The 16,182-nt window shown below is 72.9% G+C and carries 13 protein-coding genes; 11 read left to right on the forward strand and 2 right to left on the reverse strand.

The window, feature by feature from the left end; translation table 11 throughout:
* The first annotated feature begins 68 nt into the window (after window positions 1-68).
* From ACQYVW_RS09275 to ACQYVW_RS09315, 9 genes are all read left to right on the forward strand, one after another.
* Entirely contained in the window at window positions 69-818 is a 750-nt protein-coding gene (locus ACQYVW_RS09275) for an SDR family oxidoreductase (protein WP_434946772.1), read from the forward strand.
* The gene (locus ACQYVW_RS09280; protein ID WP_434946773.1) at window positions 812-2,272 is read left to right on the forward strand and encodes an efflux transporter outer membrane subunit; all 1,461 of its coding nucleotides are present in this window, start codon (window positions 812-814) and stop codon (window positions 2,270-2,272) included. The genes ACQYVW_RS09275 and ACQYVW_RS09280 overlap by 7 nt, the downstream gene beginning before the upstream one ends.
* A 142-nt stretch (window positions 2,273-2,414) precedes the next feature.
* Window positions 2,415-4,064 (forward strand): LysM peptidoglycan-binding domain-containing protein, encoded by a 1,650-nt coding sequence (locus tag ACQYVW_RS09285; RefSeq protein ID WP_434946774.1) that lies wholly within the window; start codon window positions 2,415-2,417, stop codon window positions 4,062-4,064.
* A gap of 94 nt (window positions 4,065-4,158) precedes the next feature.
* Complete coding sequence (locus tag ACQYVW_RS09290) at window positions 4,159-4,539, forward strand: hypothetical protein (RefSeq protein ID WP_434946775.1); 381 nt, start codon at window positions 4,159-4,161, stop codon at window positions 4,537-4,539.
* A gap of 52 nt (window positions 4,540-4,591) precedes the next feature.
* The gene (gene folE / locus ACQYVW_RS09295) at window positions 4,592-5,197 is read left to right on the forward strand and encodes a GTP cyclohydrolase I FolE (RefSeq protein WP_434936980.1); all 606 of its coding nucleotides are present in this window, start codon (window positions 4,592-4,594) and stop codon (window positions 5,195-5,197) included.
* Window positions 5,197-5,571: a YchJ family protein gene (locus ACQYVW_RS09300; RefSeq protein WP_434946776.1), complete on the forward strand. Its 375-nt coding sequence runs from the start codon at window positions 5,197-5,199 to the stop codon at window positions 5,569-5,571. Before folE ends, ACQYVW_RS09300 begins: the two co-directional genes overlap by 1 nt.
* A 317-nt stretch (window positions 5,572-5,888) precedes the next feature.
* The gene (locus ACQYVW_RS09305; RefSeq protein WP_434946777.1) at window positions 5,889-7,142 is read left to right on the forward strand and encodes a lytic murein transglycosylase; all 1,254 of its coding nucleotides are present in this window, start codon (window positions 5,889-5,891) and stop codon (window positions 7,140-7,142) included.
* A gap of 204 nt (window positions 7,143-7,346) precedes the next feature.
* Window positions 7,347-8,630, forward strand: coding sequence for a TCR/Tet family MFS transporter (locus tag ACQYVW_RS09310; RefSeq protein WP_434936434.1), 1,284 nt, complete (start codon window positions 7,347-7,349; stop codon window positions 8,628-8,630).
* Window positions 8,631-8,700: 70 nt separating this feature from the next.
* Window positions 8,701-8,940, forward strand: a complete 240-nt coding sequence (locus tag ACQYVW_RS09315) for a hypothetical protein (protein ID WP_434936432.1) — start codon at window positions 8,701-8,703, stop codon at window positions 8,938-8,940.
* 37 nt (window positions 8,941-8,977) lie between these two features.
* On the opposite strand, the gene ACQYVW_RS09320 is transcribed toward ACQYVW_RS09315, so the two are convergent.
* Together ACQYVW_RS09320 and ACQYVW_RS09325 are read right to left on the reverse strand one after the other, a co-directional pair.
* On the reverse strand, window positions 8,978-9,394 hold the full coding sequence (locus tag ACQYVW_RS09320) for an I78 family peptidase inhibitor (RefSeq protein WP_434936430.1): 417 nt from the start codon (window positions 9,392-9,394) through the stop codon (window positions 8,978-8,980).
* Between the two features lie 80 nt (window positions 9,395-9,474).
* Window positions 9,475-10,356 (reverse strand): hypothetical protein, encoded by an 882-nt coding sequence (locus tag ACQYVW_RS09325; RefSeq protein WP_434936429.1) that lies wholly within the window; start codon window positions 10,354-10,356, stop codon window positions 9,475-9,477.
* Between the two features lie 169 nt (window positions 10,357-10,525).
* Between ACQYVW_RS09325 and ACQYVW_RS09330 the strand changes: the two genes are divergently transcribed.
* Both ACQYVW_RS09330 and ACQYVW_RS09335 read left to right on the forward strand, forming a co-directional pair.
* Window positions 10,526-14,401, forward strand: coding sequence for a hypothetical protein (locus tag ACQYVW_RS09330; RefSeq protein WP_434946778.1), 3,876 nt, complete (start codon window positions 10,526-10,528; stop codon window positions 14,399-14,401).
* A gap of 85 nt (window positions 14,402-14,486) precedes the next feature.
* Window positions 14,487-16,163 (forward strand): serine hydrolase, encoded by a 1,677-nt coding sequence (locus ACQYVW_RS09335; protein ID WP_434935575.1) that lies wholly within the window; start codon window positions 14,487-14,489, stop codon window positions 16,161-16,163.
* The last annotated feature ends 19 nt before the right edge of the window (window positions 16,164-16,182 follow it).

Here is a 16,182-nt window from a genome sequence, read left to right on the forward strand (position 1 = left end):
ATCCCGACAACGGCGCGGCGTCCAGGCCGCCCCACCCAATCCCCAGACAACCCCAGGACATGATCCAGATGAACACTGCTTCCAAGATCGCGCTGGTCACCGGCGCCACCCGCGGCATCGGCCTCGAGACCGTGCGCCAGCTCGCCGAGGCCGGCGTCCACACCCTGCTGGCCGGCCGCGACCGCGAACGTGCGGTCGAGGCCGCGCTCAGGCTCCAGGCCCAGGGCCTGCCGGCCGAGGCGATCGGCCTCGACGTCACCGATGCGGCCAGCATCGCCGCCGCCGTGCAGCAGGTCGACGACCGCCACGGCCGCCTCGACATCCTGGTCAACAACGCCGGCATCCTGGTCGACGACCCCGGCAAGGGCGCTTCGGGCCAGTCGCTGGACACCTGGCGCACGACCTTCGAGACCAACGTGTTCGGCCTGATCCAGACCACGCAGGCCTTCCTGCCGCTGCTGCGCAGGTCCAGCGCCGGGCGCATCGTGAACGTCTCCAGCCTGCTGGGCTCGCTGGCCGAGCACCAGAATCCGGCGTCCTTCATCTACGACTTCAAGGGCGTGCCCGCCTACAACGTCTCCAAGAGCGCGGTGAATGCCTGGACGATCCACCTGGCGCACGAACTTGCCGACAGCGGCATCAAGGTCAACACGATCCATCCGGGCTACGTGAAGACCGACATGAACAAGGCCGGCGACCAGCAGAACGGCGAGCTCGACGTGCCCGACGGCGCGCGTACCAGCGTGCGCCTGGCGCTGATCGACGACGCCGGCCCCACCGGCGGTTTCTTCTACCTCGAGGATGCGCTGCCATGGTGAGCCGGCTCGCGATCTCCGCACTCGCCGCCGCGCTGCTCGCCGCCTGCGCGGTCGGCCCGGACCACGTACGCCCGCACATGGCCGTGCCCGAGCGCTTCGGCGCATCCGGCGCCGACGTGCAGGCCGAGGCGCCGGCCACGCCTGCGGCGGCGGCGTTCGACGACGCCTTCCTGCAGGGCCTGGGCGATGCCCAGCTGGCGGAACTGGTGGACGAGGCGCTGCATGCCAACCACGATCTGCGCATCGCGCTGGCGCGACTGGACCGCGCCAAAGCTCTGCTGCGCGGCTCGCGCTTCGATGCCCTGCCCACGCTGACCGCGCAGGGCGAGGCGGCCGACGTGCGCAGCAGCACCGACCAGGCGCCGGGCCTGCCGCGCGGAGCGCGCGACGGCGAGCAGTGGAGCGCGGGCATTTCCGCAGGCTGGGAGCTCGACCTGTTCGGCCGCGTGCGCCGCGGCATCGAAGCGGGCCGGGCCGAGACCGGCGCCAGTGCCGAGGATCTGCGCGCGCTGCAGGTGGCGGTGGCTGGCGAGGTCGCGGGCACCTGGGTCGAGCTGCGCGGCACCCAGGAACAGCTGCGCGTGGCCCGCGCCAATCGCGACAACCAGCAGCGCACGCTGGACCTGGTGCAGGCGCGACTGGACGCCGGCGCCGGCACCGAATTCGACACCGCGCGCGCCCGCGCGCAACTCGAGTCCACCGCGGCGCGGATTCCCGCGCTCGAGGCCCGCGAACAGGTGGCGATGCACCGCCTCGCGGTGCTCACCGGACGCGATCCCGGCGCACTGCTCGCCAGCCTCGCGCCGCAGCGGCCGCTGCCCGCACTGCCGCCGCGCATCGACCCCGGTGCGCCCGGGGAACTGCTGCGCGTGCGCCCCGACATCGCCGCCGCCGAAGCGCGGCTGCACGCCGCCACGGCCCGCATCGGCGTGGCGACGGCCGACCTGTTCCCGCGTTTCACCCTGGGCGGGCTGATCGGCAGCCAGGCGATCGACAGCGGCGCGCTGTTCGAGCGCGACAGCGAGACGCGGATCGTGGCGCTGGGCATCGACTGGTCGTTCCTCGACGTCGGCCGGGTGCGCGCCCGCATCGCCGCGGCGAACGCGGAAGCCGAAGGCGAACTCGCGCGCTACCAGCAGACGGTGCTGCTGGCCCTGGAGGACACGGAGAACGCGCTGGTGCGCCACGCCCGCGCGCGCAGCGAGGACGCGCACCTGGAGCGCGCGGCCATCGACGCCGCGCAGGCCGCGCAGCTGGCGCGCGCGCGCTTCGAGGCCGGTGCCTCGGGCCTGCTGGAAGTGCTCGACGCCGAGCGCGTGCAGCTGCAGGCGCAGGATGCCTTCGCCGATGGCCGCACCCGCAGCGTGGCGAGCGCGGTGGCGCTGTACAAGTCGCTGGCAGGCGGCTGGCCGCAGCAGCTGCCCGAACGCGAGCGCATCGCCGGGCGGCGCTGAGCCGGCGCGGCGTGACGCGCATCGCACTGGGGTCGACCCCAGCTGGGGCGCCTCCGGGCTGACGCACCGGCGCCGACGCGCCTAGGGTCGTGGGGGCGGCGCCGTCTTGCGCGCCGCCTCCGATGCGATCCAGGGAACCATCATGTCCGTCAGCGCCGTCGACCACAGCTCTTCCGCCCGTGCAGACCATCCCAGCGACCGCCTGAGTCCGGATGGTTTCGACTACAACCGCATCGACGGCGTGCGCGGCAACCCGAACGTCACCGAGGCGTTCCTGCGCGGGATCGAGGAGATGGCCGGGCGCATCGGCACGCGGCCGGAGTACGTCCTGGCGGTGATGAGCTTCGAAACCGGCGGCAGCTTCAGCCCCGGCGTGCGCAACGGCGCGGGCAGCGGCGCCACCGGCCTGATCCAGTTCATGCCCACCACCGCGCGCGAGCTCGGCACCAGCACCGAGGCGCTGGCGCGGATGAACGCGGTCGATCAGCTCGAGTACGTCGAACGCTATTTCGCCCAGCGTTCCGACCCGGGCGATCTCAACACACTCGAAGGCGTCTACACCACCGTGCTCTACGGCAGCCCGCGCCCGGATCCGGGTTCGACGCTGTTCTCGCAGGGCAGTGCCGCCTACCGCATGAACGCGCCGCTCGATCTGAACCGCGACGGCCGCATCACCGCGGGCGAGGCCACCAGCTTCGTGCGCGACAAGATCGACGGACAGGCGCCCGCACCCATCGAGGGCACGCCGCCGCGGCCCGATCCCGACGACGGTGCACCGCCGCCGAGCGACGGCCGCTACACGGTACGCGCCGGCGACACGCTGTCCGGGATCGCCGCGCGCTTCGGCACCACGGCACAGGCGCTGGCCGAGGCCAACGGCATCGGCAATCCCGACCTCATCCATGCCGGCACCACGCTGCGGGTGCCCGGTGGCGATGCGGGTTCCGCGCCCAGCGGCAGCTATACGATCCGGCCCGGCGATACGCTCTCCGACATCGCGGCGCGGATGGGCACCAGCGTGCGTGCGCTGGCGCAGGCCAACGGCATACGTAATCCCGACCTGATCCATGCCGGGGCCACGCTTTCGGTCCCCGGCGGCCAGGCGGCGGAGAGCGCGAGCTACACGATCCAGTCCGGCGACACGCTGTCGGGCCTGGCGGCGCGCTTCTCGACCAGCGTTGGTGCACTGATGGCCGCCAATCCCTCGATCCGCGACTCCAGCATGATCTACGCCGGCGACAGCCTGCGCGTGCCGGGCGCGGCCGGCCGCGGCGACGCGCCGCCGGCCGCGCCGCCGCGCGAGGACGCGCCGCCGGTGCCCGGCAGCGTTCCGAGCTACGCCCCCTACACGGTGTACAGCACCGGCCACCAGGCCGCGTTCGCGGTCAGCGACGCCAGCCAGCTGCAGCCCCACCACGACTACCAGACGGTCACGCGCAACGGCCAGCAGCTGGAGACGCGAGACGTGGTGCTGCATCGCGATGGCCAGTCGCAGACCGCGCAGGCGATACCCGCGCCGCTGCAGGGCGAGGTCATCCACGCCGGCGCGATGGGCGGCGCCGGCAACGCGGTCGGCATCCGCGATGCCGACGGCAAGGTGGCCTGGATCTTCCACATGTCCAGCATCGACGTGCGCGTGGGCCAGCAGGTGGGCTACGGGCAGGACCTGGGCAACCAGGGCTCGACCGGCAACTCCACCGGCCCGCACGTGCATATCGAAGCGGCGCCCGCGGTGATCGACCGCTGGGTCAACGACCTGCTCGATGGGCGCTTCGACGGCCGCAAGGGCTGACCGGCGCGCGCCGTCGGCGCGGGTCGTCCCGCTGCTGGCCGCGCTGCTGCTGGCGGCTTGCCAGCCGGCGCCCTCCGCCCGCGCCACAGGGCCGGTGGCGACGCCCACCCCGCAGCTGCCGAACGACATCGTGCGCGGACTGCAGACCGACGCGCGCGTGCTCGAGTGCCCGCAGGGACTTCGGCAGGGACGCAGCGCGTTCGCCGCCGACTGGGTACGGTCGCGTCGCGTCGACCTGGACGCCGACGGTCGCGAGGACTGGCTGGTGGAAGGCGTGCACCCCTGCCTGCGCCGCGACGGGCTGGCCGACTGGTGGATCTATGCCGAGGGCGACGGCGGGCGCCGCCTGATCGGCCATGTGCGCGGTGCGCGTTCGCTCGAGGTCCTGCCCGCATCGGGGCCGGGCCATGCCGGGCTGCGCGTGCGGACAGCGGAGGGCGAGCGCATCCTGCGCTATCGGGGCGACTCGTACTGAGCCGGCCGGCCGCCGCGCTACCATGTACGGCCCCGCGATCCTGGAGCAGCCCGTGAACGAATCCGACGACGCCCGCCACGGCGTATCGCGCGCGCAGGCCGAGGACGCGGTTCGCACCCTGCTGCGCTGGGCCGGCGAGGATCCGCGACGCGAGGGCCTGCTCGACACCCCCAAGCGCGTGGTCAAGGCCTACGGCGAGTGGTTCAGCGGCTACGCGCTCGACCCCGACGAATACCTGGCGCGCACCTTCGAGGAGGTGGCCGGCTACGACGAGATGATCGTGTTGCGCGACATCGAGTTCGAAAGCCACTGCGAGCACCACATGGCGCCGATCATCGGCAAGGTGCACGTGGGCTACCTGCCCGACGGCAAGGTGGTGGGCATCAGCAAGCTGGCGCGCGTGGTCGAAGCCTATGCCAAGCGCCTGCAGGTGCAGGAGAAGATGACCGCGCAGATCGCCGGCTGCATCCAGCGCGCGCTCGCGCCGCTGGGCGTGGGCGTGGTGGTCGACGCCAGCCACGAATGCATGACCACGCGCGGCGTGCACAAGCGCGGCGTGAGCATGGTGACCTCGACCATGCTGGGCAGCTTCCGCGAGGACGCGCGCACCCGGGCGGAGTTCCTGCGCTTCATCGAGACCGGCGGCAGCCGCCGCTGATGGCCGCCTGCCCCTGCGGCACCGGCCGCGGATACGCCGACTGCTGCGGGCCGCTGCACGCCGGCGCACCCGCGCCCGACGCGCAGGCGCTGATGCGCTCGCGCTACAGCGCCTATGCGCGCGAGGATGCCGACTACCTGCTGCGCAGCTGGCACCGCTCGACCCGGCCCGACGCGCTGGCCTTCGACGACCCGCGCCCGGTCTGGCTGCGGCTCGAGGTGCTGCGCCACCTGGTGACCGGCCCGGACAGCGCCGAGGTCGAGTTCGTGGCCCGCTACCGCATCGGCGGCGGCAGCGTGGTGCGCATGCGCGAGCACAGCCGCTTCCTGCGCGAGGACGGGCACTGGTTCTACCTGGACGCGGTCGGCGGCTGAGGCGGGCCGGTCGTTCCGCGCGTGCGCCAGCGTGCGCCCGCGGCGTCCTTCACTCGCTGCAGCCGTCGCTTGCCGGATGCGGTGGGAAACGGCGGTGTGCGGACGCGGCCGTCTCGCCCCTGGCAGCCAAGGCCGCGCGCCGCCAGCGCAGGCCGGCGGCACGAGGGCCACGCAGGTGCGCCACGGCCGCGGATCCGGCGGCTGGCCCCGGGGCCGCTGCAACTGCATGAATCCGCCGGAACCCGGCTCCGCCCGTGCGCGGGACAGCAACGCCGGCGCGGCTATGCTCCGGCTTCCCCAAGCAACAGATCGTCGCGATGCGCCGTCTCCCGCTCTTCGTCCTGCTGACCACCCTGCCGGCGCTGCACGCGCTGGCGCAATCGCCCGCCGCCGATCCAGCCCCGGCGCCGGCCGCCGCGCGGGCACCGGCCGCGGCCGATCCCGAATACGCCGCCTGCGTGACCGGTCGCCTGCGTCCGCAGGCGCTGGCCCGCGGCATCCCCGGCGACACCTTCGACCGCGCCATGGCGGGCATCGTCGCCGACCGCAGCGTGCTCGACCTGCTCGACGCGCAGCCCGAGTTCACCACGCCGATCTGGGACTACCTGGCCGGCCTGGTGGACGACGAGCGCGTGGCCGACGGCCGCGCGATGCTCGAGACCCACCGCGAACTGCTGGCGAAAGTCTCGGCGCAGTACGGCGTGGATCCGGAAACCGTGGTGGCGGTGTGGGGCGTGGAAAGCGACTACGGGCGCGTGTCGGGCAAACGGCCGCTGCTGCAGTCGCTGTCGGTGCTGTCGTGCTTCGGCCGGCGCCAGGAGTTCTTCCGTGGCGAGTTCCTGGCCACGCTGAAGCTGCTGCACGACGGCGACCTGCGCGATCCGGGCATCACCGGCTCCTGGGCCGGGGCGTTCGGGCATACCCAGTTCATGCCCACCACCTACGCGCGCATCGCGGTGGATGGCGATGGCGACGGCCGGCGCGACCTGGTCGGCAGCATTCCAGACGCGCTGGCCTCCACGGCCAACTACCTCAAGCGCAGCGGCTGGCAGACCGGCCAGCCCTGGGGCTACGAGGTGAAACTTCCGGCGGGCTTCGATCCCGCGCTGGCCGGGCGCACCAGCCGGCGCCCGCTGTCGGACTGGGTGGCGCGCGGCGTGGTGCGCGTGGATGGCAGCGCCATCGCGCCGTCCAATGCGCGCAGCGCGATCCTGCTGCCGGCCGGACGTGAGGGTCCGGCCTTCCTGGTGTTCCGCAATTACGACGCGATCTACTCCTACAACGCCGCCGAGAGCTATGCGCTGGCGATCGCCACCCTGGCAGACCGCCTGCGCGGCGGCAGCGGCCTGGCCACGCCCTGGCCCACCGACGATCCGGGCCTGTCGCGCGCGCAGCGCCGCGAACTGCAGACCCTGCTGCTGGCGCGTGGACATGCGATCGGCGAAGTCGACGGCATGATCGGCACCGCCACCCGCCGCGCGATCCGCGACGAGCAGCAGCGCCTGGGCCTGCAGCCCGCCGACGGCCGCGCCGGCCTGCGCATCCTCGAGGCGCTGCGCCCGGAGCGCTGACGTCCACGACCAGCCGCGTCGTTCGTCTTTCCCGCGGCCACTGCAGCGCGCGCTTGCGAAGGCTGGAGGCTGGGCGACGCAGACGTCGCCGCGTTTCGCCTCGTCCTACTGTCCAGCCGACAGCGGGCGCGGCCCCGCGCGGGTCGCAGCAGCCGGCGCAGGCCGGCAGCGTGCGCGAGCGACAGCCCGGCCGATTCGCCGATAATGCGCGCCCACAATCCCCGGCCGCCCCGCGTGAGCGAACCGACAACCGCACGGCGCAAGGCCGCGCTGGTCTTCATCTTCCTGGTCGTGCTGATCGACGTGCTGGCGTTCGGGCTGATCATCCCGGTGCTGCCGCATCTGGTGGAGGAATTCACCGGCAGCACCGTCAGCGCGGCGCTGTGGATCGGCGTGTTCGGCACCGTGTTCGCGGCCATCCAGTTCCTGAGTTCGCCCATCCAGGGCGCACTGTCCGACCGCTACGGGCGCAGGCCGGTGATCCTGCTGTCCTGCCTGGGGCTGGCCGTCGACTTCGTGCTCATGGCGCTGGCGCCGTCGCTGTGGTGGCTGCTGCTGGCGCGCGTGTTCTCGGGCGTGTTCTCGGCCAGCTTCAGCACCGCCAACGCCTACGTCGCCGACATCGTTCCCGCCGATGCACGCGCGAAGAGCTACGGCATGATCGGCGCCGCCTTCGGCGTGGGCTTCACCATCGGCCCGGTGCTGGGCGGCTGGCTGGGCGAGGTCGACCTGCGCCTGCCGTTCTGGTTCGCCGCCGGCCTCGCGCTGCTGAACTTCTGCTACGGGCTGTTCGTGCTGCCCGAATCGCTGCCGGCGGCGTCGCGGGCGCAGCGCTTCGACTGGCGCGCGATCCGTCCGCACGCCGCGATCCTGCTGATCGGGCGCTATCCGGCCATCATCGGCCTGGCCGCGGTGGTGTTCATCGCCAACCTCGCGCACTACGTCTACCCCAGCGTGTTCGTGCTGTTCGCCGACGTGCGCTACGGCTGGGGGCCGTGGGAGGTGGGCTGGGTGCTGTTCCTGGTCGGGGTGTGCAGCGTGATCGTCAACGTGGCGGTGGTCGGGCGGGTGGTGCGCGCCCTCGGCGAGCGCCGCGCGCTGATCCTCGGCCTGTGCTGCGGCACGCTGGGATTCGTGGTGTATGCCTTCGCCGGGCAGGGCTGGATCTTCCTGCTCGGGCTGCCGGTGAGCGCGCTGTGGGCGATGGCCGCGCCTGCCAGCCAGGCACTGATCACGCGCCAGGTCGACGTGGACATGCAGGGCCGCATCCAGGGTGCGCTGATGAGCCTGGTGTCGGTGGCGGGCATCATCGCGCCGGTCGCGTTCGCCAGCGTGTTCGGACTGTTCATCGGCGAGCACGCGCCGGTCGCATTCGCCGGTGCGCCGTGGATGCTGGCGGCGTTGCTGCTGGCGGGCGCGGCGCTGATCGCGTGGCTTCACGCGCCGCGCGCGACGCCGGACGGTGTCGATCGGGACACGCGCGCATGACTTCCGGCGCGTTGTCACTCGCGGTGCGCGGTGCGAGGATCGTGCGTCCCCTACGCCGCAAGGAGCCGCGATGACGATCAGGAACACGCTGTCGATACTGCTCGCCACGGGCCTGCTGACGGCCTGCGCCGGTTACGAGGTGCGCGGCAACGCCGCGAGCGTCGATCGCAATCCACTGTGCGCCAGTCGGCCCGACCGCCCGGGCGAGCCGGTGCCGCGCGAATGCGAGCGCTCCACGGAAGCCACCTGGAGCACCGAGCGACGCGACAGCGCGCCGATCGATTTCAGCCGCAAGCGCGGCGACGACTGAAGCGGCGGGCCCGCGTGCGGGCCCTGCCGCAGGCCCGTCAGCCGCAGCTGAGGGTCTGGATCATGCGACGCGCATCGGTGGTGATGGTGAGCCGGTCGCCGCGGAAGTCCATGGTGGCCACATCGTCCGGGCCCAGCACGCGTACGCTGGTCGCGCCGCTGTCGGCGGTGGCCTGGGCGACGAGGGTCTCGTTGGCCTCCTGGCCTACCAGCGCCTGCAGGCTGTCGGCCTTGCACGGGCCCATCGGGTCGGCGCTGCCGCCATCGGCGGGGGAAAGCGGATCGCTGCCGGTGGCCGGCTGAGGGGCGGCATCGGGCTGCTGCGCGACGGGAGCCGGATCGGCCACCGGCGCAGGCGCCGCATCGCGTTCGCCGGCGCAGGCGCCGAGCAACGCGGCCATCGCGGCCGACAGCAGCGCGGCACGCAGGGGGAGTCGGGATGTCGTACCTGCCATGGCGGATCTCCTTGTGAACGTGGGGACGGCGACGATAGCGCCCGTTTCCTGAAGCGAACCCGCAGCCGGCCAGCCCGCATTCAGCCGATCGCCGCGCGCTTGGCCGCGGGCAGGCCGGCGCGCAGCATGGCGTTGTAGCCCGCAGCGAGCAGGGCGAAGCCCTCCTCCGTGGGGTGGATCTCGTCGTACCAGAACGCCCGGTCGTCGATCGAACCGATCGCGGAGAAGTCCGCATAGGAAAACAGCCCCGGCCAGGCCGCGCGGCTGGGCGCCAGCACCAGGTCGCGGAAGCCGTCCACCAGCAGCCGCCGGGCGAAGCGCTCGGCTTCGGCCTTGTTGCCCAGCACCGGCTGCACCACCGGCCACAGCCAGGGCCCGACCGTGCCCATCACCAGCGCCGCCAGGCCGAGGTTGCTCACGGTCAGCGCCCCCTGCTTGCCGATGGCGTGGCGCGAGAGCGGCGCATAGCCATGGCCGACCACGCGCAGACCGGGGACGCCCGCCATCGCCGACAGCAACAGGTCGTAGCGGGCGCGCAGCCGGTCGAACACGCCGTGCGCGACCACGCGGTCGAAGGCGGCGTCGGCGTCCATGCGCGGAGCGCCGGCGAACACCGCGGCCAGGCGCTCGCCGAGACAGTCGTTGCCGCCGATGCTCAGGCACAGCAGGTCGAAGCCGCGCGAGGCGAAGCGTTCGGCATGGTCGCGGCAGGCAGCGGGTGTGAGCATCTGCGCCGCGGTCAAGCCCGGGCCGCCGAGCCGGATCGACATGCCGTCGATGCGCGAGAAGCTGTTCCAGCACAGGTTCTTGTAGAGCGGCGTGCTGAACCACGAGTCGCCCCAGTAGGCGATCAGCGGGCGCCTTTCCAGATAGGCGCGCCACTCGCGCCGCTGGCGCGACCCCGGCGTGCCGCTGGCCGCGCGCAGCTGCTGCCAGTTGTCGTAGATGCGCTTGAGTGCCATGCCGCCGCCTCCTGCCGCGAGTCTGCCCGATGCGCCGCTGGCGGTCCGCCTCGCCGACGCCGCCTGCCAGCTACCGCCAACGTGGCCGGGCGCGCGGCGCGGTCATGGCCAGCCGTCGCGGCGCGCCGCGTTTGCACTACAGTGCCCCACGGGGATCCGCCACACGCACATGGAGGCTGCGGTGCGCCTGCCCAACCTGTTGCCGCCCGCGCTGAAGGCGCGCTGGAGCGCGGCCCCTTCCGTTCCCGACCTGGCCGCGGTGCGTGCCGCCGAGCTGGCCACCATCCTCGGCACGCCCGCCGGCGAAGCGCCTGCGCAGGTCGAGCCCTGGGGCCTGGCGCTGTCGGGCGGCGGCATCCGCAGCGCCACCTTCGGCCTGGGCGTGCTGCAGGCGCTGGCGCGGCTGGGCCTGCTGCGTTGCTTCCACTACCAGTCCACGGTCTCGGGCGGCGGCTACATCGGCGGCTTCCTGCAGGCGCTGATCCGGCGCCATGGTTTCGCCAGCGCCTTTGCGACCCTGGCCGGCGGCGGTGCAGGCACCGAGGGTCCCGGCGCGCGGCCGATCCGCCACCTGCGCGAGTACAGCAACTACCTGGCGCCGCGGAAGTCGCCCTTCTCCGGCGACGCGCTCGGCATGGCCGGCACCTACGTGCGCAACGTGCTGCTGGTACAGGCGCAGCTGTGCGCGCTGATCCTGGCGCTGTGCCTGCTGCCGCTGCTGTTGTATGCCGGCGCCGACGCGCTCGCCACGCGCAATCCCACCCTGCCGCTGTCGCTGGCCGGAATGACCGGAATGCTGGCCGTGGTGCTGCTGGCCTGGGTCAGCACCTGGGCCAACCGCCGCCCGGCGCCGGTCGACGGCGAGCCGCCGCAGCCGCCACGACGGGTGGTGCTGGCCGCGCTCGGCACCATCCTGGCGCTGGCGCTGGCCTCGATCCTGGGCGCGCTGGGGCTGTCGCGCTTCAAGCGCCTGCCGGGCGTGTTCGACAGCGCGATCGCCTGGCTGCCCGCGCAATGGACCATGGAGGGCGCTGGCCTTGGCATCGTCACCGCCGCGCTCTACCTGACGGTCTGGCATGCCTGGCTGCTGTTCGATCCCTGGTATTCGCGGCTGGTGGCGCGGGGCGACGCCCCGCCGCCGCCGCTGCAGCGGCATCCGTGGCGGTTCGTGCTGGGTACGGTGGGGGCGGCCGCGTTCGCGGGCGTGGCGATCATGTTGCTGCGCGGCTGGCTGGCGGCGTGGGCGCTGGCGCCGGGCGGGCTGTGGCACGTGCTGGTGGCCGGGCCGCTGCTGGTGGTACTGGCCGTGGCGCTGACCGCGGTGGTGCACCTGGGCCTGGCCGGCCCGGCGATGAGCGACCTGCAGCGCGAGATCTGGGCGCGGGTAGGCGGCAAGACCTGCGCCCTGGTGGCGCTGGGCGTGACCCTGGCGCTGTCGCTGGTGATGTACGGCCCCTGGCTGATGCGGATGGGCGCGGGCCGCGGCGCGCAGCTGCTGTCGGGCATCGGCTGGGCCGGCGCGCTGGCCTGGCTGTCCACTACCGGCATCGGCCTGCTGGCCGCGCACGGCGTGCGCGCCGGCCGCGAGGGCTCCAAGCGCTGGCGCATGCTGGACCTGGTCGCGCGGCTCGCGCCGTGGGTGTTCGTGCTGGGCCTGCTGGTCGTGCTGAGCCTGGCCGGCCAGCTGCTGTTGCAGGCGGCGGGGCCCGTGCTCGAGCGCCTCGTCGGCGGCGCGCCGTCGGCGTTGGACGCGCTGGACGGGCGCGCGCTGGGCACGCACCTGACCGGGCTGTCCGCGACCGTGGGAGCCTACCCGCGCGCGCTGGCGCTCCTCGTGGCGGCGGCGGCGGGCGTGTGGCTGCTGCTGGGCTGGGCCGTGGACGTCAACGAGTTCAGCCTCAATGCCTTCTATCGCAACCGGCTGGTGCGCTGCTACCTCGGCGCCAGCAACGCGCAGCGCAATCCGGAACCGACCACCAACTTCGACCTGCAGGACGACCTGGTGCTGGCCGACCTGGTCGAGGTGCAGCGCCTGGATGGCGCGCGCCCGCTGTATCCGCTGATCGGCACCGCGCTCAACCTGGTGGCCGCCAAGCAGCTGGACTGGCAGGACCGCAAGGCCGCCTCGTTCTGCCTCAGCCCGGGCTGGTGCGGGCATCTGCCGCCGGATTCGCGCGCGGACGAGCCGCCGATCGGCGACCGCGTGGCCGCGACCGCCGGCACCGCCACGGCCGCCACCGCGGGCCGCAACGATCCCCTCGCCGGCTCGCTCACCCTGGGCGCTGCGGTCGCCATCTCCGGCGCGGCGGTCAATCCCAACATGGGCTACCACAGCTCGCCGGCGGTGACCTTCCTGCTCACCCTGTTCGATGCGCGCCTGGGCTGGTGGCTGCCCAACCCGCGCCATCCCGAGCATCCGCGCGCCGACAGCGCGCCCTTCTTCGGCCGCTGGCTGCTGGCGGAACTCCTGGGCCGCACCCACGCCGGCGGCAAGTTCGTGCACCTGTCCGACGGCGGCCATTTCGAGAACCTCGGGCTGTACGAGCTGGTGCGGCGTCGCTGCCGCTTCATCCTGTGCGTGGATGCGGCCGCCGATGCCGGTCGCGCGTTCGGCGACCTGGGCAATGCGGTGCACAAGTGCCGGGTCGATTTCGGCGCGGAGATCGATATCGACGTCTCCGCGCTGGCGCCGCGCGCGGACGGCCTGACCGAGCGCAGCTGCGCGGTCGGCCGCATCGCCTACGCCGACGGCAGCAGCGGCACCCTGCTCTACCTCAAGCCCGGTCTCACCGGCGAGGAGCCGGCCGACATCGCCCACTACGCGCGCAGCCACGCCTGCTTTCCGCACGAGCCCACCTCCGACCAGTTCTTCGACGAGGCGCAGTTCGAGAGCTACCGCCGGCTCGGCGAGGACATCGCCACTCGCGCGCTGGCGCCGGTGCTCGAGCGCGTCGGCGCCGAACCCGGCGCGCCGCGGCACGCCGAACTGGGCGTGCACGATTCGGCGCTCAAGGAGAAGCTCCTGATCGCGCTACGCCAGCGCTGGGTGGCGCCGGTGCCGGGCGTGGCCGACCGCTTCGCCCTGCACGGACGCGCCCTGGGCGAACTGCTGCGGCAGCTGCGCAACACCCCGGCGCTGGCGGTGCTCGACGCGCAGTTCCACCCGGCCTGGACCGACCTGGTGGACGCCGTGCCCGGGCTCGAGGGCGAGCTGCCGCCATCGCCGGTAGAGCGGCGCACCGGCCTGCCGTCGGAGGGCGACTTCCGCGCCTGCTTCTATTTCTGCCAGGAACTGATCCGGCTGATGGAGGCCGTCTACCACGACCTCGACCTCGAGCACGCCTGGGACCATCCGGACAATCGCGGCTGGATCAACGCCTTCCGCCACTGGAGCTGGGCGCCGATGTTCCGCATCGCCTGGATCGTGGGCTCGCCGATGATCGGCGCGCGCTTCGTCGCGTTCTGCCAGCAGCGCCTCGACCTGCCGCGCCTGGACAACGAGGCGGACGACCAGCCGCGCGTGCTGCGCCTGGAAAAGCACGCGCCGGCCGCCGGCGAGGACTGGCGCGGGATGTGCGACCGCCTCGCCGCGCAGGGCACGATCAACCACGTGGAGCATTCGATCCTGCTGTGCGATCCGCTGTGCGCGCACGCGGTGCGGCCCAGCCACCTGTACCTGCTGCGGCTGCACTGGCCGGCGGTGATCGCGGGCGATGCGGGCGCGCTGACCGATACCACCCTCGGCATCGCCACGATGGCGGAGGGCACGCTGCGCCTGCTGCGCATCCAGGACCACGTGCGTCGTCTCGGCCTGGCCACCGAGTTCATGCGCCTGCTGATCAACCGCCAGGTGGTGGAGGCCGTGGACATCCGCGGCGGCTGGTACGGCCTGGCCGGGGTCTGCCGCAACCGCAGCGCCGCACGCGTGCAGCGCTGGCTGGAAGACGCGCTCGCGCTGGCGCGCCGGCGCAAGCGTGCGCGCGGCGACGCGATCAACGCCGCGCGCCAGGCCCGGCGCGCGCGGTTGCCGCCGCCGGATGCCTGAGCCGGCCGTACGCGGGACCTCCGGCACGGTCGCCGGGAACCCGCGCCCGGCTAGAGTCGTCCCGAACCCGACCCGGATCCCGCCCATGCGCCTGCTTGCATCGCTGAGCCTGCTGTTGCTGCCACTGGTGTGCGACGCCACCGCGGCGCTGCCGTCGAAGGCGGAGGTCGACCGCTTCGCCGCGGCGGCGCTGGCGCGCAACTGCGATCCGGCGGCACCGGGGATGGCGGTGCTGGTGGCGCGCGGCGACGAAGTCCTGCATCGCAGCGCCTGCGGACGCGCGAGCCTGGAGCTCGACGTGCCGCTGTCGGCCGACCACATGTTCCGCATCGGTTCGGTGACCAAGCAGTTCGCCGCCGCGGCCGTGCTGAAGCTGGCCGAGGAGGGCAGGCTGTCGCTCGACGATCCGCTCACCCGCTTCGTGCCCGGTTATCCGGGCGGCGATGCGATCACCGTGCGCATGCTGCTGGACCACACTTCGGGTATCCGCAGCTATACCGGCATCACGGCGATCATGTCGGGCGGCGGCATCATGCGCGACCTGTCCACCGCCGCGCTGATCGACAGCTTCAAGGACGAGGCGGCGGAGTTCGCCCCGGGCGAGGGCTGGGCGTACAACAACTCCGGCTACGTGCTGGTGGGCGCGGTGATCGAGGCCGCCGCCGGCAAGCCCTGGCACGCCTACCTCGAGGAAGCGTTCTTCGAGCCCTTGGGCATGGAGCGCACCGGCTACGGCAACGAGGCCGAGGCGGTGATCCCCGGCCATGTGGGCGGCTACACGCTCGCTGGCGAGCGCTGGGCGCGCGCCCGCTACCTGAGCATGACCCAGCCGCACGCCGCCGGCGCATTGGTTTCGACCCTGGACGACCTGCTGAGGTGGAACCGCGCGCTGCACGAAGGCCGCGTTCTGCGCCAGGCCAGCTATGCGGCGATGACCACGCCGGCCGGCAAGGCCGCCGAGAACAACTATGGTTTCGGCATCAGCGCGGGCACGCTGCGCGGCAAGCCCAAGCTGGAGCACGGCGGCGGCATTTTCGGCTTCAGCGCCTACCTGCTCTACCTGCCGGAGGACGACGTCAGCGTGGCGGTGCTGTACAACGCCGACGCCGGGCGACCGGGCATGCTGGGCACCGGCCGTGTCGCGCAGCTGCTGGCGGCCCACGCGATCGGCAAGCCCTACCCGGAGAAGAAGGCGATCGAGGTCGACGAGGCCACGCTGCGCGGTTATGAGGGCGTGTATCGCATCGACGAGGACAGCGTGCGCACCGTGCGGGTCGCGGACGGCCGGCTGACCTCGCAGCGCAGCGGCGGACAGGCGTATCCGCTCATCCCGGTGGAGAAGGACACCTTCCTGTTCGAGGAAGGGTTCTCGCGGATCGTGTTCGAGCGCGGCGCCGACGCCGAGGTGGTGGCGATGCGCTTCTTCCCGGAGGACGAGGGCGATGGCGAGCGCATCGCGCGCAGCGGCGAGCCCCTGCCGGCGGCTCGCAGCGAGATCGACCTGCCGCGCGCGGCACTCGAGCGCATCGCCGGCGAATACGTGTTCCAGGGTGCCGTGCTGAAAGTGTTCCTGGAGGGCGACACGCCCAGGGCCCAGCTCAGCGGCCAGCCGGCGTTCGAGGTCTTCGCCGAGTCGGCGTCGGACTTCTTCCTCAAGGTGGTCGATGCCCGCCTGCGCTTCGCGCCGGACACCGGCATGCCGGCGACCGTGACCCTGTTGCAGGGCGGGCACGAAACGGTGTTCACGAGAAAGGAGGATTGAGCATCCCCGGAAACCCGGC

It is taken from the genome of Luteimonas campi (genome assembly GCF_051162505.1).
Classification (GTDB): domain Bacteria; phylum Pseudomonadota; class Gammaproteobacteria; order Xanthomonadales; family Xanthomonadaceae; genus Luteimonas.